23 protein-coding genes are annotated in these 22,105 nt (G+C 59.7%); 10 read left to right on the top strand and 13 right to left on the bottom strand.

The features are described from left to right. Nucleotides 1–84: 84 nt before the first annotated feature. Entirely contained in the window at nucleotides 85–1,380 is a 1,296-nt protein-coding gene (locus tag DC366_RS16200; protein WP_243405178.1) for an SAM-dependent methyltransferase, read from the bottom strand. Between the two features lie 518 nt (nucleotides 1,381–1,898). Here DC366_RS16200 and DC366_RS16195 point away from each other — a divergent pair. Then, entirely contained in the window at nucleotides 1,899–2,567 is a 669-nt protein-coding gene (locus tag DC366_RS16195; protein ID WP_108693265.1) for a methyltransferase family protein, read from the top strand. 109 nt (nucleotides 2,568–2,676) lie between these two features. On the opposite strand, the gene DC366_RS20655 is transcribed toward DC366_RS16195, so the two are convergent. Next, the gene (locus DC366_RS20655) at nucleotides 2,677–2,946 is read right to left on the bottom strand and encodes a four-helix bundle copper-binding protein (protein ID WP_108693264.1); all 270 of its coding nucleotides are present in this window, start codon (nucleotides 2,944–2,946) and stop codon (nucleotides 2,677–2,679) included. Further along, nucleotides 2,943–3,365, bottom strand: coding sequence for a MerR family DNA-binding protein (locus DC366_RS16185; RefSeq protein ID WP_108693263.1), 423 nt, complete (start codon nucleotides 3,363–3,365; stop codon nucleotides 2,943–2,945). The genes DC366_RS20655 and DC366_RS16185 overlap by 4 nt, the downstream gene beginning before the upstream one ends. Nucleotides 3,366–3,835: 470 nt before the next feature. Between DC366_RS16185 and DC366_RS16180 the strand changes: the two genes are divergently transcribed. Next, nucleotides 3,836–4,753 carry a DMT family transporter gene (locus DC366_RS16180; RefSeq protein ID WP_108693262.1) on the top strand — a complete coding sequence of 306 codons (918 nt, stop codon included), beginning with the start codon at nucleotides 3,836–3,838 and terminating at the stop codon, nucleotides 4,751–4,753. Nucleotides 4,754–5,678: 925 nt separating this feature from the next. Here the strand turns inward: DC366_RS16180 and lgt are convergent. From lgt to DC366_RS16145, 7 genes are all read right to left on the bottom strand, one after another. Next, the gene (gene lgt / locus DC366_RS16170; protein ID WP_108693261.1) at nucleotides 5,679–6,578 is read right to left on the bottom strand and encodes a prolipoprotein diacylglyceryl transferase; all 900 of its coding nucleotides are present in this window, start codon (nucleotides 6,576–6,578) and stop codon (nucleotides 5,679–5,681) included. 11 nt (nucleotides 6,579–6,589) lie between these two features. Continuing rightward, nucleotides 6,590–7,912 (bottom strand): APC family permease, encoded by a 1,323-nt coding sequence (locus tag DC366_RS16165; protein WP_108693260.1) that lies wholly within the window; start codon nucleotides 7,910–7,912, stop codon nucleotides 6,590–6,592. After that, on the bottom strand, nucleotides 7,913–8,713 hold the full coding sequence (locus DC366_RS19710; RefSeq protein WP_133176229.1) for a hypothetical protein: 801 nt from the start codon (nucleotides 8,711–8,713) through the stop codon (nucleotides 7,913–7,915). Beyond that, entirely contained in the window at nucleotides 8,706–9,392 is a 687-nt protein-coding gene (locus DC366_RS16155) for a TVP38/TMEM64 family protein (protein ID WP_439331666.1), read from the bottom strand. The genes DC366_RS19710 and DC366_RS16155 overlap by 8 nt, the downstream gene beginning before the upstream one ends. Before the next feature lie 10 nt (nucleotides 9,393–9,402). Continuing rightward, a complete protein-coding gene (locus DC366_RS19705) occupies nucleotides 9,403–9,783 on the bottom strand; it encodes a hypothetical protein (RefSeq protein ID WP_133176228.1) in 381 nt (126 codons plus the stop codon). 102 nt (nucleotides 9,784–9,885) lie between these two features. After that, nucleotides 9,886–10,272 (bottom strand): DUF302 domain-containing protein, encoded by a 387-nt coding sequence (locus DC366_RS16150; RefSeq protein WP_108693257.1) that lies wholly within the window; start codon nucleotides 10,270–10,272, stop codon nucleotides 9,886–9,888. Between the two features lie 173 nt (nucleotides 10,273–10,445). Beyond that, on the bottom strand, nucleotides 10,446–11,081 hold the full coding sequence (locus tag DC366_RS16145) for an EF-hand domain-containing protein (RefSeq protein ID WP_243405177.1): 636 nt from the start codon (nucleotides 11,079–11,081) through the stop codon (nucleotides 10,446–10,448). A 164-nt stretch (nucleotides 11,082–11,245) separates the two neighbouring features. Here DC366_RS16145 and DC366_RS20485 point away from each other — a divergent pair, with 164 nt between their 5' ends. The 6 genes from DC366_RS20485 to DC366_RS16130 all read left to right on the top strand — a co-directional run bounded on the left by DC366_RS20485 (nucleotide 11,246) and on the right by DC366_RS16130 (nucleotide 17,444). Beyond that, on the top strand, nucleotides 11,246–11,377 hold the full coding sequence (locus DC366_RS20485; protein WP_279305766.1) for a hypothetical protein: 132 nt from the start codon (nucleotides 11,246–11,248) through the stop codon (nucleotides 11,375–11,377). 31 nt (nucleotides 11,378–11,408) lie between these two features. Further along, complete coding sequence (locus tag DC366_RS19695; RefSeq protein ID WP_133176226.1) at nucleotides 11,409–11,810, top strand: hypothetical protein; 402 nt, start codon at nucleotides 11,409–11,411, stop codon at nucleotides 11,808–11,810. Nucleotides 11,811–11,901: 91 nt separating this feature from the next. Beyond that, nucleotides 11,902–13,536 (top strand): efflux RND transporter periplasmic adaptor subunit, encoded by a 1,635-nt coding sequence (locus tag DC366_RS16140; protein ID WP_243405176.1) that lies wholly within the window; start codon nucleotides 11,902–11,904, stop codon nucleotides 13,534–13,536. A gap of 6 nt (nucleotides 13,537–13,542) precedes the next feature. Continuing rightward, nucleotides 13,543–13,893 (top strand): copper-binding protein, encoded by a 351-nt coding sequence (locus DC366_RS20335; protein ID WP_243405175.1) that lies wholly within the window; start codon nucleotides 13,543–13,545, stop codon nucleotides 13,891–13,893. Continuing rightward, nucleotides 13,890–17,069 carry an efflux RND transporter permease subunit gene (locus tag DC366_RS16135; protein ID WP_108693256.1) on the top strand — a complete coding sequence of 1,060 codons (3,180 nt, stop codon included), beginning with the start codon at nucleotides 13,890–13,892 and terminating at the stop codon, nucleotides 17,067–17,069. The genes DC366_RS20335 and DC366_RS16135 overlap by 4 nt, the downstream gene beginning before the upstream one ends. A gap of 33 nt (nucleotides 17,070–17,102) precedes the next feature. Beyond that, nucleotides 17,103–17,444 carry a copper-binding protein gene (locus DC366_RS16130; RefSeq protein WP_108693255.1) on the top strand — a complete coding sequence of 114 codons (342 nt, stop codon included), beginning with the start codon at nucleotides 17,103–17,105 and terminating at the stop codon, nucleotides 17,442–17,444. Between the two features lie 373 nt (nucleotides 17,445–17,817). Here the strand turns inward: DC366_RS16130 and DC366_RS19690 are convergent, their stop codons facing one another. Beyond that, the gene (locus tag DC366_RS19690; protein WP_133176225.1) at nucleotides 17,818–18,114 is read right to left on the bottom strand and encodes a hypothetical protein; all 297 of its coding nucleotides are present in this window, start codon (nucleotides 18,112–18,114) and stop codon (nucleotides 17,818–17,820) included. 182 nt (nucleotides 18,115–18,296) lie between these two features. On the opposite strand from DC366_RS19690, the gene DC366_RS16125 reads away from it, so the two are divergent. Continuing rightward, nucleotides 18,297–19,019: a response regulator gene (locus tag DC366_RS16125; RefSeq protein ID WP_108693254.1), complete on the top strand. Its 723-nt coding sequence runs from the start codon at nucleotides 18,297–18,299 to the stop codon at nucleotides 19,017–19,019. Further along, a complete protein-coding gene (locus tag DC366_RS16120; protein ID WP_108693253.1) occupies nucleotides 19,019–20,410 on the top strand; it encodes an ATP-binding protein in 1,392 nt (463 codons plus the stop codon). Before DC366_RS16125 ends, DC366_RS16120 begins: the two co-directional genes overlap by 1 nt. Nucleotides 20,411–20,474: 64 nt before the next feature. On the opposite strand, the gene DC366_RS16115 is transcribed toward DC366_RS16120, so the two are convergent. Next, nucleotides 20,475–21,179 carry a copper resistance protein B gene (locus tag DC366_RS16115; RefSeq protein WP_243405174.1) on the bottom strand — a complete coding sequence of 235 codons (705 nt, stop codon included), beginning with the start codon at nucleotides 21,177–21,179 and terminating at the stop codon, nucleotides 20,475–20,477. A gap of 29 nt (nucleotides 21,180–21,208) precedes the next feature. Continuing rightward, nucleotides 21,209–22,105: multicopper oxidase domain-containing protein (locus tag DC366_RS16110; RefSeq protein WP_165802939.1), on the bottom strand; the 897-nt coding region annotated here is incomplete at its 5' end.

The raw sequence follows: 22,105 nt of genomic DNA, 5'->3' as shown, positions 1-22,105 counted from the left end.
GGTAGCAACGACCCTCAGCAGGCCGCAGCGCCGCTTTGGACGCAGTCCGTGTAGTCGGCCATGCCTGGCTGCGTCTGTATCGTGTCATTGATTTGCTTTCGCATTGGCGATGTAGTCACGCGTCAGCGGGACTGTGGTCTTGCGCTTCGCCAGTTGGAACTGAAATACGACAAGATCGGTGTGACGGAATGCAGCCTCGCAGGCGGACAGGTAGAATTCCCACATCCGGCAAAACCTGTCGTCATGGAGATCGGAAAGCTGCGCGCGATTGGCCAGAAACCGTTGCCGCCATGCGCGAAGCGTTTCGGCGTAATGCAGGCGCAAGACCTCGACATCCGTCACGATCAGCCCGCTCTTTTCGATGGAGGGCAAAACCTCGGACATGGCCGGGGCATAGCCGCCCGGAAAGATGTACTTTTTGATCCACGCCCCCGGAGCTCCCGGAGGGCCGCTTGTGCCGATCGTATGCACCACTGCGATGCCATCGTCTGTCAGACGATCAGAGACCGTATTGAAAAAGGTGCGATAATGTGGCGTGCCCACATGTTCGAACATACCGACCGAGACAATCCGATCATAGCGCGCGGCTTCGTGTCGGTAGTCGCGCAGATGGAACGTCACCTCGTCGTCAAGTCCCGCGTTGGCAGTTTCGATTTTTGCATAAAGCAGCTGTTCTTTCGAGAGCGTCAGGCCGGTCACAGATACATCCGCATCGCGCGCGAGAAACCGCGCCATCCCGCCCCAGCCCGATCCGATATCAAGAACCCGCTGACCCGGCTCCAAAAGCAGCTTGGCCGCTATATGCCGCTTCTTCTGAGCCTGGGCCTGTTCCAGTGTGTCTCCTGGCGTTGCGAAATACGCGCAGGAATATTGGCGATCGGCATCGAGAAACAAATCATACAATTGATCGGTGAGATCATAGTGATGCGCCACGTTACTTTGGGAGCGACGCGCCGGATTGAACAGCGTCAATGGCCGGACTAAGCGGCGCAGAGCCAGCCAGGCCCGGCGCAATGGCGAGCCGGATGCATCACCGAGATTGCCCAGAACAATATCCAAAAAACCGTAGATGTCTCCGTAATCGATGCGCAGAGTGCCGTCCATGTAGGCTTCGCCGGTTGCCAGATCCGGGTTCAGCGCAATCCGGCGCAAGGAGCGGGAAGAGGTGATCGTAGCGGCCACGCATGGATCACCGAAACCAAACCGAAGACGCGAGGCATCGGGGAAGGTCAAGATCAGAGTGCCGGTATTGATAGACCGGTTCAAAAAGCCGCCTAGCAGACGTCTCCAGAGATTAAACTGACCCCGTACGGGTTTATCAGGCGCCACAGAATGGACCTTGGTTGCGTCATGTTTCTCCAGTTCAGTGCTGTCACTCACGGCTGGATCTCCCTGTGTCCATAGGTTCGATATCAGGACGCTGCCGGTGGATAATCGTTACAGCTTCAGGACCGCACACCCTGAGGCGCATTCTGCAAATGCCAGATCGTCAGGCAATCGGTTTGGGACGGCCCAGCGAAACCGTGTCAGGACCTTCGGCCACGCGCCGCTGCGTTGCAGTCCAGATCTGCAGCAGTCATGACCGTATTCGCCAAAACACGTCGCTATGTTTCAGGAGGCTATATCAGACGAGAAACAACCAATCGCATGCACAAGGATCCAGTTTGCGGCATGAAGATCAGCTACACCACTGCCATTGACGAATTCAACCTCCGTGGCAAGACCTACTAATTCTGCTCGGGCACCTGTCGGGAGGCGTTCGAGGTTGCGCCGGTACGATACATCCTACAGAACCGGCAACACGGGGTATGGTCGGCATAGGCCACGAAAGTGCCAACGCCGGGCGTAATATCAACGCGCGACCGTCTCGAATGGATTTCACCAAAGAGGATCGAGTAATGAATGAATCCTTCAACCACGCTGGAACCTGGGGTATCGCACTGATTGTCATCGTGCTGATCTCCTGGTTTTTCTATCGCTATTTTGCACCGAAGAATTGGCGCGAATGGGCTGGTGCAGGCGTGGTACAGGCCTTCATCATTGCACTCTACGCAGAGATGTATGGCTTTCCGCTCACGATCTACCTGCTGGTAAGATTCTTCGGCCTCGACAGTGACTATGTCAGCGCCAGTCTCTGGTCCACGTTGGTCGGATTGGGCGAAACCGGCATGCTGATCTCCATGCTGCTTGGCTATGCACTCGCCTTTACCGGCATCGGCATATTTATCCAGGGTTGGCGCCAGGTCCATAAGGCACGGGCGGAAGACCGGCTGGTAACCGATGGGCTTTACGCGTTCGTGCGCCATCCCCAGTACACCGGGCTTTTCATCGCCTTGTTTGGCGAAGGTGTGGTGCATTGGCCAACGCTGTTCTCGGTCGGCCTGTTTCCCGTGGTTGTCCTGGTTTATACTTGGTTGGCCCGGCGCGAGGAAAAGCAGGTCCTGGCCCAATTTGGCGAAGCCTATCGCGACTATCAACGTCGGGTACCGATGTTCATCCCCCGCTGGGGCCAGTGGCGTCGGCTCGCGGCTGCGTCACGAGACAGCAGGGACGACAATAAAGGTTGACGCGCGCACTCGCCTCGGCCTTGCACACCCTCTCTGGCTTCCCCGATTAAGGAATCCCTTAACTTTATCCGGGTATAAGGGGCGGACCGCGAACGGTCCGCCCTTTCGGTCATGCTATCTTGCGGCTTTCCTCGGCACATTTCCGGCAGGCTTCGGCGCATTCCGGGCAGTGATGGGAATCGTGCTTTTCGCATTCTGCGGCGCAGGCGTCGCAGATCTCGGCACAGGCTTTGCACAGGCTGGCGTAACTAACAGAGCCGGAGGCACAGAGGATGGCGAAGGGATTGCAGACGACCATGCAGTCGCGGCAGAGCTTGGCGCAGTCTGCCATTTTCTGGTCGCCGATGCAGGCGTCCAGACACCGGGCGCAGGCTGTCATGCAATCGAGGCAGGCCTGTGTACAGGCTTCAAAATCGTGTTTATGGCGTTGTCTTCCTTTGAGGTCCGTGACGGACGGTTTACAGAGATGCCTCTGGTCGAGGCAGCGGCCGGGATCGCCCCGGCGTTCTTCGCAGAGGGAAGGACAGCATCCCCTTCGTCGTAGAAGTGGTTCGGGATCGGGCATGCCGCGACGGGGCCCTCCCCTGTGCAATCGAGGGCAAGGTGCACGAGGGACGCGCGCAATTGCGCCAGATCTTCGATCTTCGCCTGCTGTTCCGCGATCTTCCGTTCGGCAATCTCCAGGATGTCGCCCGCGGTGCTTTCGGGAGAGGACCCGAACACCAGCAATTCACCTATTTCCTCAAGGGAAAACCCCAGGCGCGGTGCCTTACGGATGAAGCGCAGCCGCCATGCCACATACCGGTTGCGGAGTCGCCCACACCGGGATTGCTAAGGACGCTATCGAGAGAGACTTAGATTACGTGCTGTCACGACGACGTTTTCGGATCTCGAAAGGGGCCATCCGGTCATGGCCTTTGCGGCGTTTTGCATATTCGGGTGTCTTCGGCTGAGTCACCTGCTTGTTTTTCTAAAGAAGCGCGATTCAGGCTTCCGCATCAGATTGGGCGCTAGAAATTTCAAATCAGCTCCCGCTGGGTCTGAGGCCCATGCGGTGGCCACCGTAATGCAGACGCAAGTTGCGCGTCAGCTCCTTTGAATGGTCAGCGAAATCACGAACCTTCCGAGATGAAGCAGAGAAACGTACAGATAATGCGAGCGATTCATCGGGGCTGACCGCCTTGTAGTCTTGACGCTCTTGCCGGTAATGTTGAATAGTATTCCAATCTCCACCCATGTCTGGGCCTCTAGGGCATTGAGGCCACACGATGACAGTGTTCAGTGCGTTCAAAATTGTCACGGTAATGCTGCTCTGGGCGGCGTGCTATCCACTCTTAATGATCGGCATTGTCTTCGCACCGCACCTGAGTTTTGCGACATTGCGCGCGGTCATCGCCGGTCTGGTTCTGGTCGGGATTGCCTGTGCGCTACGCCGCCCGTTTCCTCGCGATGCCGCAGTCTGGGCGACCCTGGTTGTCATGGGCCTCGGGGGTACCAGCCTCGGATTTCTGGGGATGTTCCATGCGGCGGAATTCGTGTCGCCAGGGATCGCCACGGTCATTGCGAACACCCAGCCTCTGTTGGCGGCGGGACTGGGCGGTATCATATTGGGGGAACGTCTGAGCCGTCGGGGAAAAGCAGGGCTTTTCATCGGCTTTCTGGGGATTGTCGGCATTGCAGCCCCGCAGCTTTTTTCCAGCGGTGGGGACAGTTACGCCATTGGCATCGCGTATATCGTTCTCGCGGCGCTTGGAGTCACTGTCAGCAATGTGATGATCAAGAAGATCACTGGCCGGGTTGATCTGTTCATGGCAATGGGTTTGCAGTTCCTGATCGGAAGCATACCGCTGGCCCTCGCAGCGGGCATCATGGAGAAAGCTGCGGAAATCCAATGGTCGTTCACCTTTATCGCGGTCTTGCTTACGCTCGCTGTGTTCGGGTCGGCGCTCGTTTACATTCTTTGGATGTCGGTTTTGAGTGACGTGCCGCTCAATCTGGCCAATGCGTTCAGCTTCCTAATCCCGGTCTTCGGCCTGACGATGGGAGTGTTGTTTTATGGCGAAACCTTGGGATTTCTGAAACTCCTCGGAATTTTGCTGGCGATTATCGGCGTCGTTCTGGTAACCCGAAAAGGTGCCGCGCAGGAGGCCAATGCGCCTGCGCCACTCTACATCGCACCGAACTAGCGCATATCAAAGCGAAACCAGAAAAGCTCCACGATCGCGGAAACAAAAGCTTCGAAAAGCGTGCCCGGAAAGGGGAAGCATACATTAACAGGCTGATGAAGAAGTCGGCCTTGAAGGACGCTTTTCCTTTCGCCACGGTTTGAAGGTGGGCCTTTGCGGCGGCGGACGCCGGGTCCGGCGTGGCCCTTTCGTCAGGCGGCAAGGAGTTTCGGTAGCCTGGCCAGATTGCAGGCCGCCATGGTCATTGTGAATTGGGCGCGGACCCTGTCGAGGCCGCGATGAACAGTCTGGGCTGTGAATCGGCGGAATCGACCAATTTCATTGCATGACATCCGCATTCCGATCTTTGCGGTCAGTACGCTTTCCGATCACGTCGCGCCGTGGCGCTCAGTTTACAAAATCCACCGTCAGACCAATGCCGATGTCACGTTTGTACTATCCAATGGTGGACATAATGCCGGTATTGTGAGCCCACCCGGGAACCCTCGACGTCATCACCAGATCGCGACTCACGATGATCTTGCAGACTATTTGGATCCGAACGCCTGGCAGGCGCGGGCCGCCCGTCACGACGGTTCCTGGTGGCCCTGTTGGCAAGGATGGATCGCCGAACATTCAGGTGAACTCACAAAGCCCCCTCGCCTGGGCGCGCCACGCAAGGGCTACCGACTCTTGGGTGAAGCGCCGGGATCCTATGTGCTCTTGCCCTGACCTTAGTGCGAACTGCGGGCACCGGTAAGGTGCAGGCGCCTTAGGTGACAAAGATGTCGATTGGGGCGCAGAGCTTGTCGGATGCCGTTCAATCCACTGTTGCACCGACGGCAAGTGCGGTCACGCTTGGGTGCTCCGTCAGAGCGGTGAGATCGGACCGAACCGTTCTATGCTCCTCTGCCCTGCTTTTCTGTTTTATCAACCCTGCCCTTTCTCATGCGGGAACCGCTGTTCGTTGACTGGAAAGCCAGAGAAGAAGAACCCCCAATAGGATCATCGGCACCGAGAGTGTCTGGCCCATCGTGAGCCCCCAGCTTCCGAATTGCAGCACATATCCGACCGGATTCCCTTCGGCCACAAATTGCATGTCCGGCTGCCGGAAAAACTCGACGAAGCCTCGTGATAGACCGTAGCCCACCAGGAATGTCCCGGTAAGGGCACCGGGCCATTTCAGCCAACCGCGCTGCCAGGCAAGGACAAGCAATACGGCGCCCAGAAAGAAACCTTCCAGCAACGCTTCATAGAGTTGGGATGGGTGCCGTGCGCACAGGCCCGCGACGCCCGGGCAAGTTTGCGCGGCCTCTCCTGGAAAAATTACAGCCCAGGGAACGTCAGTCGGTCGGCCCCAGAGTTCGTTGTTTGTGAAGTTGGCCAGACGCCCGAGCAATAGGCCCGGCGGCGTTGCAAGGGCCAGAAGGTCTGCGGTTCCGAGAAGCGGCGCGCCTTGGCGGATAGAAAACACCAGACCGGCCACCGCCACACCGACGAAGCCGCCGTGGAACGACATGCCGCCCTGCCAGACCATGAGAATCTCGAGCGGGTTTTGCAGGTAGTATTGCGGTTGATAGAACAGGACGAAGCCCAGACGACCGCCGATAATCACACCGAGGATGATCCACGTGATTAGATCCCCGATCTGGTCTGAATTAAGCGGAGGCCCGGCTTTGGACCAGAGCGCAGGTCTTTTGACGGCCCTGACGCAAATCCACCAACCAATGAGAAGACCCGCGATATAGGCGAGGGCATACCAGCGCAACGCGAAGTGAAAGGTACCGATATCGATCGCGAAGAGTTCCGTGCCGATATCTGGGAAGGGAATGGCGGCGGTTAGCATGGCTTGTCTTCCTACATGTGCAAGTGAGATTGAGAACGGTCTTTGTCTTTCGGGCGATGACGCAGAAACAGCCACTCAAAGGCAAAGACAGCCGCCATCAGACCAAGCGACACAAGCACGATAAGCGGGTCACTTTGCCATTTCAGTGCGCCAAAGACCGACAGCACGACGACATCCAGCGCGATCGCAGTGAGCATCACCCATCCGCTCGCCTTGATGTCCTGTTTCAGGTGGCGGAACACACCCCAGTGGATGATGATGTCCATCACCAGATAGAAGAACGCGCCGAGCGACGCGATCCGGCTGAGATCGAAAAACACGGTCAAAAAGCTGGCGATCACCACGGTATAGATCAGCGTATGATCGCGGATCATCCCCGGCAGGCCGAAATGGCTGTGCGGGATCAGCTTCATGTCGGTCAGCATCGCGAGCATGCGGGAAACCGCAAAGATGCTTGCGATCAGGCCCGAGGAGGTGGCGACGATGGCCAGAAGAACAGTCAGATAGAAACCGGTCTGGCCAAGGGTCGGACCTGCGGCTTCTGCCAGGGCATAATCCTTGGCGGAAATGATCTGCTCCAGTGTCAGACTGGACCCCACGGCAAATGCCACCAGCAGATAGACAATGACGCAGAGACCGATGGATACGATGATCGCCCGTCCGACATTGCGATGCGGGTCGGTGACTTCGGCACCGCTGTTGGTGATCGTGGTAAAGCCCTTGAACGCGAGGATCGACAGCGCCACCGACGCGACAAAGCCGGTTATTTGCGTCGATTGCTGATCCGAAGCGGCCTCGAAAGAAATGCCGCCCGCCCAGAGCGCCGCCGCCCCGAACAGCGCGATGCCGCCCACCTTGATGATGGCCATGACAATCGAGAACAGGCCGACGGATCGGTTGCCCGCAGCATTGACGAGATAGGCAAAGAGGATGAGGCCCACGCCGAGGGCTGGCACCAACCAGCCGGATTGGTCGAGGCCCAGACCGCGTAGGAGATACGTGGCAAAGGTCCGCGCAACGAGGCTTTCGTTGATCACCATCGACAATGCCATAAGCAGCGCGGCCGCAGCCGCGATGGTTGTCGGTCCGTAGGCCTTTTGCAGGATCATCGCGATACCGCCAGCCGACGGATAGGCATTCGACACCTTGATGTATGTATATGCGCTGAATGCGGTCACGATAGCGCCAACCACGAAAGACAATGGAAAGAGCGGCCCTGCAAGCTGCGCAATCTGCCCTGTCAGGGCAAAAATCCCGGCGCCGATCATCACGCCCGTGCCCATTGCGATCGCTCCGGATAATGTAATGCTGTTCGCCTTGTATTCCGAAACCATTTAGAGCGTCCTTTCTCTGGATTGCGGCGTGTCGTTCGATTGATCCATTTGTCCAGATCCGCGCGCCTTCCAGCACATGTCGCAAACCGGGTCCCCCGCCGACAGCGTATGAGGCCTCTGATAATGTCCTCGCCTACCATCGTCGGCGATGAGGTCTGCGCCGGGCCAATCGTAGCGGCACCAGCTTTGCCGGAATGCCTCCAGCAATTCAGGATCCTCGCGACGCTTGGCGACAGCGCGTGCGAAGGTCTGCGGCGGACAATGCGTGAAATGCGTGCGCAGGTCTTCGCCGTCCCGAAAGACACGCGTTTCGTAGCCCGGTGCGCCGACCGGACGGAACGGAAAGATCAGCAATCCGCGAATTGTCCAACGAAGTCTGCGCCCAGGATTGCGGCTGACAATCCGTGATGGCAGAGACGACAGACCGAGCATGCGACGATAAATATTCCAACCTACATCGGCCACGACCGAATGTGCAGAGCCCGTCTCGACTCCGTGGGACCGCAGCGCCGCGTCGGCGGCGACCGTATGGATCGCCAGTTCAACCATCAGCCGACTCCCGGCATTCGGAAGCTGCGGCAAATCGGCAATCGCTCTCATCTCCGTGCTTTCGCGCTCCAGCGTGTCGAGGAAGCGGTCAGTGTCGTCGGGCAACCAGCGCAGCGCATCACCGCTGGTCAGCCGCAGTGTCCGGTTGGCCAGATGCCGATGGCACGTGCGCCTGACGTCTTTCCAAACAAGCCAGCGGATTATCCTCCAACCAAGGGGCGTGCGTTCACCCGATAAAGGTTGTTCAGTCATGAGATACCCGCTTTCTGCGCCGGTCCCTTACCGCAACGATGACGAGAGGTGTCAGCGTCAACGCACCCAGCCCGATGGCGGCCCAAGCGGCACGCCCTGGTTCTCCACTGACGGCTTCATTGCCGAAATGCGCCAGAACGAAACTCGCGGGAATGATCCCGGCAAGGGTGGCCACCGCGAAGCGCCAGAAGTGTAGACAGCTGAGGCCGGCGGCGTAGCTGACGATGTCGAAAGAGATAAACGGCATCAATCGGCTGGCAAAGACCGTGAAGGTCAGCGCGTTCTGCGACCCGAGCCAGCCTTTGTCCACCTTGTCGCCCAACCATCGGGTCAGCACGTCGCGACCCAGAAAACGTGCGAGTGCGAAGGCGGCCAAAGCGCCGACTTCAGCGCCGATGACAATGTAGATGGTGCCCAGTGTATGCCCGTATGCGGCACCGGCGGCCAGAGCGATCGGCGCACTTGGAATGGGCGTCGCAATAATCGCGACGGTCATCAAGGCAATGATCAGGATTGGCCCCCACGTACCGGCGGCATCTACCCAGTCGGATATGCGCTCGCCATCGAGGTTTTCGACCAGATCGGACAAGGGGCCGACGAACAGCGCCACAGCAGCAAGGACCAGGACGGCTGCGAGGGCGCCTTTTGCGATCGTTCCTATCAAGAATCCGTGCGTCACTGAACACTCCTCACGGGAGATACCATTTCGGAACCGGCGCGCCGAATACCCGGTTATGGTGCAGAAAACTCCAAACGGCATATGCCGCAAGCCCCAGCGGCAAGGCAAGCGGGTTCCAGAGCAACCCGGCAAGCGCCACAGCCCCGTAGAATGAACCCGTAGAATATGATGCCCCAAGTTCCAGCCAGAAGGTCGTCACTGACCAGGCTGAAGCGCCAAAGCTGATATTGGCACCCTCGATCAATGCGAGCGTCAATGTGGCAACCGCAACAAAGAGTTCTTCAGCCTCCAACGAATGGATCGGCACAAAGACAATAAGAAGATCTGCTCCAATGACACTTGCACCAAGCTTCTGGACGGGCGCCAGGGGCTGAGTTCCATCGCCTGACATGTTGCCAGCCCCCACTCGTCCAGCCGGTGTTGCATTCGATTCCGGCCAACCCTAATTATTCAATCTGCTGGAAGGTCAAGGTATTGTTGAAAAATATCTCCGTCAGGCGGTGTCGACAGCCGCTCGCATCATGTCCCGCACCTCGCCCGCGACCTCGTGCAGCTGGCCGTTGTCAATGGCCTGCATGGATGCCACGGGGTCGATGGCGCTGACCTCGGTGCCATCGTCCACTTTGCGCAGGATGACGTTGCAGGGCAGCATTGCACCCACTCGCGGCTCGATCCCGATAGCCTTGTGAGCCATTTCCGGGTTGCAGGCCCCAAGGATGCGGTAAGGCTCCATCTCGACGTCGATCTTCTTTTTCATCGTCGCCTTGACGTCGATCTCGGTCAAAATGCCGAAGCCGTTTTTGGCCAGAGCATCACGGATGCGCATTTCCGCGTCGTCGATATCGACGTTCGTCAGGATGCGGTCATAGGTATAGGACATTTCTCTTTCCTTTCGATTATTTGGACAGGTATTTGACCAGCGCCAGAATCCCCAGCACGACCAAAATGATGCCGAGCAGCATCCAAAAGCCACCCATTCCAAAACCCATCATGTCGACCTCCAGTTCCGGTCAGCGAAGAGGTGGCGCCGGCCATGGGCCGGCGCCGTAATCCTCAATTGTCGCCGGAGTCGTCAGCATCGTTCATGTCGGACCCCATACCCTGACCTGTGCCGGGCTGACGCTGCATCTGCTCCATCATGCCGGAACGCATCTTCTGCATACGCTCCATCTTTTTGGCTGGTGCGGTCATTTCGTCACTGGTGATGGCGCCGTCGCCGTCGGCGTCGAGATGCTGGAACTTGTCTACCATCTTCTCTCGGATCATCGCGCTGTGCAGCACCTCGAACTCGGAAATCGACAATGTGCCGTCGCCGTCGCTGTCATACTCGGCCAGCTTGGCCTGCATCTGCTCGCGCATCTCCTCGGGCGTCACGTTGCCGTCGCCATCGGCGTCGAGCATCTGCATCATGGCGCCGCCCATCATACCGGACCCCATGTTGCCCATGCCGCCCATCTTGTTGCCGTGCATCTGGTGCATGTTTTTCATTTTCTGCATCATGCCGGACATATCGCCCATCATACCGGAACCGCCGCCCTGCATCATCATACCGCCATCAGCGGGTTTTGCTTTCCCGCCATGGCCGTGATCACTTTGAGCGTAGGCAGCACCGCCGAGTGCGGTTGCAGCAGCCATCGAGAGGGCAAGAATGAAACGTTGTGACATGGTGAACTCCTTTTCCGTTGCCATGAGGCTAACCTAGGCAACTGAGCGCGGGTCTGCACGGCATGGCAGTGAATTCTTTTGTAACGCTTTGTAACGGTGGGGCCAATCGTGCAGCTTTTCGTCTTATCAGGTTCTCCAATCCGCTGGAGGTTCGGAACGTGGTTTCGCGCTGTCCTGAGAAGACCAGCATGCTTTTTTTCAAGGCCATCGACGTCTTTGAAGCGGATGCCCGCTTGGCAAAAAAATGGGCCAACCTGACGGTGGTTGGCGCGGATTACGCCTCTCCGCCGGCCCGTTACCATCACAAGTTTCTGAATTGACCTTCGCGCGTTTTATCGACACACGACCAACATGGCATGGCTATATCGAAATTTCGATGTTCAAGCGGTTTTGAGACCGGCAGGTTTATTGCTGCTGACAATCATGCTGTTGCTCCAGGCGATACTTCCCGCTTCAGCATCCAATTCGCTGCAATGCCATACCCGCCATCAAGTCGAAGCCGAGCACGCCGGCGACTGCACGATGCACGCGGCTCAGCCAGATGACACGGCACATGTCAGCTCTCAAACCGATGATGAGTCCGGCAGCGCCATGCACTGCGGGCCGTCGATGTGCAGCGTTTATGTATCCTTTGATGTGTCGACACCCGCTCCTGTGAGCACTCTGCTGGCCAAGGATCTTTTGGCCGAAGGCGGCCCGGTGCTTCCGCTACATTTGGGAACCACTCAAGACCGTCCTCCGCGCAACATCTGATCGACTGCCTGACGCGTGGCCGCATCCTGCGATCATGCGATGCTGATTGATTGGAAGCGGCACCTGTGCAGGAGCCGAAATTGAGGTAAACATGCGTGGACGATATTCGGCCCTGGCCGTTCTGGCGCTTGCTGCGGGCGCGGCAGGCGGGATTTATCTGGAAAGGGTTCACCTGAACCCGGCAGGCACGACCGACGCGGCCGGGCCGGACATTCTGTACTGGGTTGCTCCGATGGACCCGAACTTCAGGCAACCCGGCCCCGGCAAGTCGCCCATGGGGATGGATCTGATTCCGGTCTACTCTGGGCAGGAAGAAGCGGGCGATCCCGCAGAAGTGACTTTGTCCACTGGCGAGATCAATGCAATCGGTGTGCGCACGGCGATCACCAAGACGTCCGAGATTGCAAGACGGATCGAGACGGTCGGCTTCGTCGGCTACGATGAGCATTTGACCAGCCACATTCACACCCGTGTCGAGGGCTGGATCGAGGCGCTCAACGTGCGGGCTGTCGGCGACCCCGTCGAGAAGGGCGATACCCTGTTCGAGATGTTCTCGCCCGTGATCGGATCGTCCAGCAGCGATCTGGTCCGCGCGATCGAGGCAGGCGACAAGAGGATCATCGACGCTGCGCGAAACGCCCTGCGCAGTCAGGGAATGTCCGATGAGCAGATCACCCGGATCGAAGCGAGCGGCACGCCTGAGCGCAACCTCGAAGTTCTGGCGCCACAGGACGGCGTCGTCATCTCGCTTGATGCGGCAGACGGGATGTTCCTGCAACCAGGAACCCGTGCCGTCTCGCTGACCGATCTCAGCGCCGTCTGGCTGATCGTCGACGTGTTCGAGCGGGACATCGCCCGGCTGACCGAAGACATGCGTGCCGTTGCCACGTTCGACCATCTGAGTGGCCGCACCTTCGAAGGGGAAATCGACTATGTCTACCCCGAGCTCGATCCCGAGACGCGCACCCTGCCTGTGCGTCTGCAGTTCGACAATTCCGAAGGGCTCCTGCGGCCCAACATGTTCGGCACGGTCAACCTGATCCCGACCGACACGCGCATGGCGCTGACCGTTCCGACCGAAGCGATCATCCGCACCGGCTCCGCCGAACGCGTCATCCTGAAAACCGGCGACGGTACGTACAAGCCGCGTCTCATCACGACGGGGCTGCACGACGAATTCGGCGAAGGCGGGCGCACCGAAGTGGTTCAGGGCCTCGCTCCGGGCGAAGAGGTCGTCGCGTCGGCGCAATTCCTGCTCGACAGCGAAAGCGCGCTGAGCGCCGGATTGATGCGCATGGCGCCAACGGACGACGCGCCGGCCGACGGGACGGGCGCGTTGATCGCACTGGACCGAGAGGCGCGGATCGCGACGATCCGGCACGGCGCCCTCGACGCGCTGGACTGGCCTGCAATGAGCTCGCGCTTTGCGGTGCGCGCGGATGTCGCGCTGGATGGTTTGAAGATCGGCCAGCAAGTCGTCTTTCGCGTCGCGCGCGGCGCGGACGGGCTGCTGGGGCTCATCTCGCTGGGGAGCGATGACGGTGTTGCGGCAACAGGCAACGGAAGGGTTGTCGCAATCACCGCCGATGGAAAGCTGACGCTTGCCCATGATCCCATTCCAGAACTTGGCTGGCCTGCGATGCAGATGGATATGCCCGTCGCGGGGTTCGACCCCGCTTCGGTTCCGCTGGACGCCCCAGTCGAATTTGATCTGTCCAAGGGCTAGGACGGCGTGTTCACGGTGGTGGCCGTTCGCGGCAAAGGCACGGACAGCGGCGACGACATCGCACAGGACATGACGATGACGGATTCTGTGGCCAAGACCACCCCGGAGGCAGGCAAGACACCGCCCATAACCGTACCCGGCAGCATCGACGCCGTCGATCCAGCCACGCGAACGGCAACCATCACCCATGGCCCGATCACCGAAACCGGGATGCCCGGCATGACGATGGATTTCGCGATTGACTCATCGGTGGACGCTTCAGCCCTGCCCGAGGGCCGTGAGGTCACCCTGAAGTTTCGGCAAAATCCTGACTTCTCAATGACCCTTGTGGGCATCACAGAGGGGGCAGGCGAATGATCCGCGCCATCATCCAGGCCTCGATCGCCAACCGCGTCATCATACTCGCACTGGCAATCATGATGGGCGTCGTCGGCGTCTGGGCCATCCGCTCGACCCCGGTTGACGCCATTCCCGATCTGTCGGACGTGCAGGTGATCGTGCGCACGCCCTATGCGGGTCAGGCGCCGCAGGTGGTCGAGGACCAGATCACCTATCCCATTGCCACCGCGATGCTGGCCGTTCCCGGCGCCAGCGACGTGCGCGGCTTTTCCTTCTTCGGCGACAGCTATGTTTACGTCGTCTTCGAAGATGGCACAGACCTTTACTGGGCGCGCAGCCGCGTGCTGGAGTATCTCGCCCAGATCACCTCGAACCTGCCCGAGGGCGTATCGCCCGAGCTGGGCCCCGATGCCACCGGCGTTGGCTGGATTTACCAATACGCGCTGATCGACCGGACGGGCGGGCATGACCTGTCGGAGCTGCGCAGCCTTCAGGACTGGTTCCTGAAATATGAGCTGCAAACCGTCGAAGGCGTCTCCGAGGTCGCCACCATAGGCGGCATGGTCAAGCAGTATCAGGTCGTCATCGATCCGGACAAGCTGCGTGCCTATGATGTGACCTTGGCCCAGATCCGGTCCGCAATAGAGAACGCCAACCGCGAGACCGGCGGCAGCGTGATCGAAATGGGCGAGGCTGAATTCATGGTCCGCTCAACCGGCTATGTCGATGAGTTGGCGGATATCGCCAAGGCGCCGCTGATGGTCAATGATCGGGGCGCGGCCCTGACGATTGGCGACATCGCCGATATTCGCCTTGGCCCCGAGATGCGCCGCGGCGTGGGCGAGCTGAATGGCGAGGGCGACGCCGTGGGTGGCGTGGTGATCCTGCGCTGGGGCGGCAATGCCCTCAGCACGATCAAGGCGGTCGAGACGCGAATGGAGGAACTGCGCAGCAGCCTGCCCGAGGGCGTCGAGATCGTGACCACCTACAACCGGGCGGGCGTGATCGAGCGGGCCATCAAGAACCTGCAAAAGAAGCTGACCGAGGAATTCATCGTCGTCATCCTTGTCTGCGCCGCGTTCCTGCTGCACATCCGCTCGTCCCTCGTGATCCTCGTGTCGCTGCCCCTCGGCATCGCGGCGGCTTTCATCGTGATGAAACTGCAAGGGGTCAACGCCAACATCATGTCGCTGGGCGGCATCGCCATCGCTATCGGCGCCATGGTGGACGCCGCCATCGTGATGATCGAGGCGATGCATCGACGGCTTGAAAAGGAGAAGATCACTCCCGAAAACAGGTGGCGCATCGTCAGCGAATGCGCCTCCGAAGTGGGGCCCGCCCTCTTCTATTCGCTGGCCATCATCACGGTCAGCTTCCTGCCCGTCTTCGTGCTCGAGAGCCAGGAAGGGCGCCTCTTCAAGCCGCTGGCCTTTACCAAGACCTACGCGATGGCCGCCGCTGCAATCCTGTCCATCACACTTGTGCCCGTTCTCATGGGCTATTTCGTGCGCGGGCGCATCATCCCCGAGCGGAAGAACCCGCTGAACCGGCTGATCATCTGGATCTACCGCCCGTTTCTGGATGCCGCCGTCGCCTGGCCCTGGGCGACGACACTGCTGGCGGGTCTGGTGGTGGCGTCGATGTGGTGGCCCTTGCAGCGGATCGGAAGCGAGTTCATGCCCGAATTGAACGAGGGCGATTTTCTCTACATGCCGACACTCTATCCGGGCATCTCCATCGGAAAGGCGCGGGAGGTTCTGCAACAGACCGACCGGATGATCGCCACGATCCCCGAGGTTCAGACCGTTCATGGCAAACTGGGCCGCGCCGACACCGCAACCGACCCCGCGCCCCTGACGATGATCGAAACGACAATCCAGCTGAAGCCCGAGGCGGAGTGGCGCACGGGCATGACCATGGAAGGAATCCGCAATGCTCTGGACAAGGCCGTGCAGATTCCCGGCGTGACCAACGTCTGGATCCAGCCCATCAAGAACCGCATCGACATGCTGGCCACCGGCATCAAGACGCCGGTGGGCGTCAAGATCTCCGGCGCCGATCTGCGCGTGATCGAAGAGATCGGGATCGAGGTGGAACGTGCTGTCGCCAGCGTGGAAGGCACCGCGTCGGCCTATGCCGAACGGCCGATCGGCGGACGTTTCATCGAGATCACGCCCGACCGCGATGCGGCCGGGCGCTATATGATGAGCGTGCGGGACGTTCAGGACGTTGTTCAGACCGCCATCGGCGGGATGCAGGTCTCGGAATCCGTCGAGGGGCTGGAGCGCTATCCGATCAATATGCGCTATCCGCAGGAATGGCGGGACAGTCCCGAAACCTTGCGCGATCTGCCCGTCGTCACACCGTCGGGCGCGCATATCCCGCTGGGGGCGTTGGCCGAGGTAAAGATCGTTGACGGTCCTGCCATGATCCGTTCCGAAAACGCCCGGCGCACCGGGTTCGTCTTTATCGATATCGCCGGGCGCGATCGGGGCGGATATGTGAAGGAGGCCCGCGCACTCGTGGCCGATCAGGTCACGCTGCCGCCGGGCTATTCGATCACCTGGTCAGGCCAGTACGAGTATATCGAACGGATGCAGGAACGGCTGACGCTGGTCGCCCCCGCGACACTTCTGATCATAACCCTGATGCTGTTTCTGGCGTTCAACCGGATAATCGAAGTTGGCATCATCCTTGCGGCCCTGCCTGTGGCCCTGGCCGGGGGCGTGTGGTTCCTTTGGTATCTCAGCTTCGACATTTCCGTAGCCGTGCTGGTGGGCTTCATCGCGCTGGCGGGCGTGGCGGTAGAGACAGCCATCGTGATGCTGCTTTATCTCAATCTCGCCTGGGAAAAGCGTAAGAAACGGGCCATTCTTGAATCGAGGCTGATGACCGCGATCGATGTCGAGGAGGTCGTGTTCGACGGCGCCCTGTTGCGGGTGCGCCCCAAGATCATGACCGTTGCGACGATTTTCGCGGGCCTGATCCCGATCATGTACGGCACGGGGACCGGCTCGGAGATCATGCAGCGGATCGCCGCGCCGATGGTGGGCGGCATGGCAACCGCGACCCTGCTGACCCTGTTTGTGATCCCGTCCATCTTCGTGATCTGGAAACGGCTGGCCTTGAAGCGTGTCAACCGAGAATTGCAGCGCCAGGCCCCGACCGATGCAGTTGCCACCCTCGCCGAATGACACTTAACTATAACTCCACTGAAAGGAATACCCATGAAAACCCTCTCCCTTTCCATTCTCGCCCTTGCTCTGTCAGCGCCTTTGGCGCTGGCGCAGACCAGCGACGGGATGGATCATTCCCAGATGCAGATGAGCGATGCGCAGATGGAAGGCGCGGTGCATACCACGGCCACCCTGAATTCCATCGGCGACGGCACCGTCAATGTCAGCCATGATCCGATCCCGGAAATAGGCTGGCCCGCGATGACGATGGATTTCGCCCTTACTTCCGAGGCGCAGATGTTGGGCGGGGCTTCAGCCGGAGACAAAGTCACTCTGATGCTGATCAAGGGCGAGGACGGCATGTATGCCATTGGCGCCATGATGCCGGAGTAAGATCGCGTGCCGGTCTGGAACTGAGCGGGCAGGAGTGGCTGTGTGTCGCAGGCGTCGCCAGCTAAAAGGCATGCTGGAAATTCCTGAACGTCGTGCCCTCCGGGAACAGCCCGCATCGGGACACGTCCCATAGGGCGGCTCTGCCTCCGGACCGATATTGCCGCTGATTGAGGTCGCCGCCGCGTGTCAAATTCTCGGTCAAGTCCTTCAGGGGTGCGCCGTCATTCAATCGGAGAATGAAGCGGTTACGCCAAGCCTATGACCCGCTTTTTTCCCAGGAAACCTGGTGGTCGGTTCGTAGAGGGGCGTCGACCGACCTTGTGTCAAAATGCACGGCGCGTTTTTGACGCCGTGCATAAGAATATCTCTTTGTTCAGCGGTCGTTACCGGCATTCGGAGGCAGCGGACTGTACTCTCTATCGCGTCCCGCCCGCATGTCGCGCCGTTGCATGTTCCGGGGGTGGGCATCGGCGTCGTTTGGGTTAACCTTTCCGTCAAGGAAAGCGCCGTTATGCCCGACGCTGCTTTTCGTCATTACTCCGGAGTTTGATCCGGCGCTCTGCGCACGAAATTCGTGATGGCCTGTTCTGTAGCCTGAATCTGCCAAGGCAACACCGCCTGCGAAAATGGCGCTGGCCAGTGCAAAGACGTGGATGATACTGCGTTTCATTGTGAAGCTTCCTTCTGCTCTCGTTGTCGATGACACCAAGTTGAGCATTGCGACGGCATTCACAATGGGCGGCGAGGGCGGCTTGGTAACGGTTTGTAACATAGGGCCCCCATGATACTTTTCGTTACATTTTTCAGGCAAGTAGCAGATACATCTAACCGGAAAACCTATACTAACGCCATATGTCAGATGTTCACCATATCCTTGTCGTCGACGACAGCCTCGAAATCAGGAATGCGGTTTCCCGGTATCTCGTGAAGAACGGGATGCGGGTGACGAAGGCCGAAAACGCATCTGAAATGGATGCGGAATTGGCGAAAAGCCGGTTCGATCTTATTGTGCTGGATGTCATGATGCCCGGAGAGGACGGGCTTTCCGTCTGTCGGCGTCTATCCTCCAACGGATCGATACCCATCCTGATGCTCACTGCCTTGGGAGAAGAGATGGACCGTATCATCGGCCTCGAAGTCGGTGCGGATGATTATCTGGCCAAGCCGTTCAATCCGCGTGAATTGCTGGCGCGGATAAAAGCCATCCTGAGACGATCTACGCGCCCCGAAATCCTGGGCGGGACTTTGACTGGCAGGCGCGTCAGGTTTGGGCACCAGACGCTGGATACCGATACCCGCGTTCTGGTAGATGATGACGGTGTGGAGGCACAGCTCTCGGTGTCCGAGTTCAAGCTTCTGACCGTCCTTCTGGAGCGGCCGCGGCTTGTTCTGACGCGTGAGCAGCTTCTGGAAATGACTGCTGGGCGAACGCCCGGACTGTTTGACCGGACGATCGACAATCAGATCAGCAGGCTGCGGCGCAGCGTCGAAAAGGACCCCATGCGACCCAAGTTGATCACGACGGTGCGAGGCGGCGGATACTGCCTGTCTGCCGAAGTCGAGGACGCGGACTGATGCGCAGATTTCTGGGCAGCCTGCGGGGCCAGTTGGTGCTCCTGATCATCAGTGCGCTCGTGCTGGCGCAAGCTATCAGTCTGTGGCTCTTCGTGGACGAACGCGGCCTTGCGGTTCGCGCGGCCCTGGGGGCCGAGGCGGCGGGGCGCGCCGCGAATGTCGCCCGCCTGATCGAGGAAGCTCCGCAGGAATTGCAGGCGTCGATCCTGCGCGCCGCGGATTCGCCTCTGGTGCGGTTTGATGTGACGTCCGAGTCGGCTGTCGATCATTTGAACCATGTCGATGGCGGCAGCGTCGAGGCACGCATGCGCGCGCTTCTGGGCCCGGAGGACGATCGCCCGATCCGGGTCGAATTGCACAAGGCCGAAGGTACGCTGACGCCAATGTCCCATATCAACCCGGACGGCAACAATATGCATCTGCAAGTGATGCGAGGCGGGCTGTTGACGCTCGAGATGACCGTGTCGGTGGGGTTGCAGGACGGGCGCTGGCTGAACGTCGATACGCGGTTCAACCGGCCTCCGCTTCAATGGCCGGTGGTCTCGACCCTCAGTTTCGGTATCACCGCTGCTCTGCTCCTGGTCGCAGTGATATGGTTTCTTCTCAACCGCCTCATAGGCCCGCTGCGGCGCGTGGCATCCGCCGCCGAAAGCTTCGGCCGGGGCGAGGCGCCGGGCACGCTGCCAGCAACAGGACCGCGCGAAGTGCGCGATCTGACGGTTGCCTTCAACAACATGCAGGACCGCCTGACGCGCCATATCGCGGACCGCACCCGCGTGCTGGCGGCGCTGGGGCACGATCTGCGCTCACCGTTGACGGCGCTGCGTGTGCATGCCGAACTGGTTGACGAAGACGACATCCGCGACAGCATGATTTCCTCCATCGAAGAGATGCAGGACATGGTCGAAAGGACCCTGGCCTTCGCGCATGGCATGGCTACGTCGGAAGAGGCGCAAACCGTGGAGTTGCGCGCCTTTCTCGAAAAGCTGCAGCAGGACATGCACGGAGGTTTCGAGATTGGTGACATTGGCCAGATACGTGTCAGGCTGCGCCCAAATGCGATGCGCCGCGCCTTACGAAACCTCATTGTGAATGCGCAGCGATACGGGGGGGGCGCCACCGTGTCTGCTCGGGGCGGCGCAGAAACTGTGGTCATCGAGATTCTGGATAGCGGCCCCGGCATTCCCGACGCGGATATGGAACGTGTCTTTGAGCCGTTCTTTCGGCTGGAAAAGTCACGCTCGCGCGATACTGGCGGGACCGGGTTGGGCCTGTCGATCGCGCGGACGATTGCCCGCGCCCATGGCGGCGATGTTCATCTTGAAAATCGGGCGGAGGGCGGGTTGATCGCCGCTTTGGTCCTGCCTCGAAAGGGCAGCGACCAGAGTTGACTTGCCCCCGGTTTGCATCCCGCAGGCACACGGCCTGCGGGATGCGTTCGTTGTGTTGCGCCCGTCAGAACATGATGCGTGCTCCGACGACGACGGAGAACGCGTCCTTGTCGTCGCCCGCCGCGCGCAGCAAGTCGGCGGTGTCGCCAAAGGACCGCTCGTAATTGATGCCGACATAAGGCGATACCGCACGATCGATCAGATCGTAGCTGACGCGGGCGCCGATCTCGAACGCCGGGCCCCAGGCGCCTTGGTCGGCCGCTAGATCGTCTTTTAGCGGCAGCGTCATCTCGACGCTGGGCGTCAGGATGATCCGGTTGGTCAGGAGCGCCTCATATTCGGCCTCAAACCGAAAGAAGGGGTGATCCGAGACATAGAGATCGGCGTCGATTTCGAACCATTGCGGAGCAAGGCCCTTGACCCCAAACACGGCGTTGTAGCGATCCGGCCCACCATCGGGCGTGCTGGCCTGAACGCCGACCACCGCGTCGAAGAAGGTCGAGATCGGCATTTGCAGGCGCAACTGGTTTTCCAGCCCTTCGAAGTCGCCCGAGGATTCGCCGACCTCGCCTTCGCTGCGCCAGACGAAGCGCAGCTCGTCCGCCCCGGCAAGCGCGTCGAAATCCCAGACGAACGCGTCTTCGCCATCGTTGAACCGGTATTCGAGCTGCTCGGCTTGAAAGCCCCAGATGATCGGCTCGGCCGCTGCCGGTGTCCAGGTCATGGACGCCAGCACCGCACCGAGAGCGGGCAGGTAGATCGTTTTCATCGGTTCAATCCTTGTTTTGCTAACGCTGTTCATACCGGTCCACCTTCAACGATCACCTTGCGGAACATGCCCGCTTCGGCGTGGTAGGACAGGTGGCAGTGGAAAGCCCATTGGCCCGTCGCATCGACCTCGGTCTCGGTATAGACGGTGGTGCCGGGCGCGATGCTGACCGTGTGCTTGATCGGGTCCCACTTGCCCTTGCCGGTATCGAGGATCGACCACATGCCGTGCAGGTGCATCGGATGTGACATCATCGTTTCATTGACGAACTTGAAGCGGACACGCTCGCCGTATTTCAGGCGGATCGGATCGGCATCATCCATTTTCACGCCATTGATGGACCAGATGTAACGCTCCATGTTGCCGGTCAGGCGCACCTCAATCGTCCGGGTCGCCGGGCGATCACGGTAAAGCGGCCGGAGTGCCTTCAGGTCATTGTAGGACAGAAACTTGCCGCCATTCGCCGCGCTTGGGATCAGACCGCTGCCCGGTGCGTAGAATTCGCCGATCTTGCTGTCACGGGCGCTGTGGTTCATGCCAGTCATGCCCGCCATGCCGCCGGACATGTCCATTTGGCTATGGTCCACCTTCTTCGTGTCGCTGGACATGTCCATCTGACTGTGGTCCATCCCTTCCATGTCTCCAGACATGTCCATCTGACTCTGATCCACTTCCGTCGTGGCGCCGGACATATCCATCTGGCTGTGGTCCATGCCCTCGGGCATAGCGCTGCTTTGCGAGGACATCGTCATGGCACTATGGTCCATGCCGCTCATGTCCATACCGTCCATCATGCCGCCCATGTCGGCCATGGTCAGCAGCGGTTGCGGGCGCATCCGCGGAACAAGACCGGCATAGCCCTGCTTGGGCGACAGCGATCCGCGGACCATGGCCGTACGGCCCATGGATTCGGCAATGATGCCATA

The sequence above is a fragment of the Pelagivirga sediminicola genome (assembly GCF_003072125.1).
GTDB classification, from domain to species: Bacteria; Pseudomonadota; Alphaproteobacteria; order Rhodobacterales; family Rhodobacteraceae; genus Roseovarius; species Roseovarius sediminicola.
The sequence above is the reverse complement of the archived record's forward strand: the minus strand, read 5'-3'. Positions and strand labels throughout refer to the sequence as shown.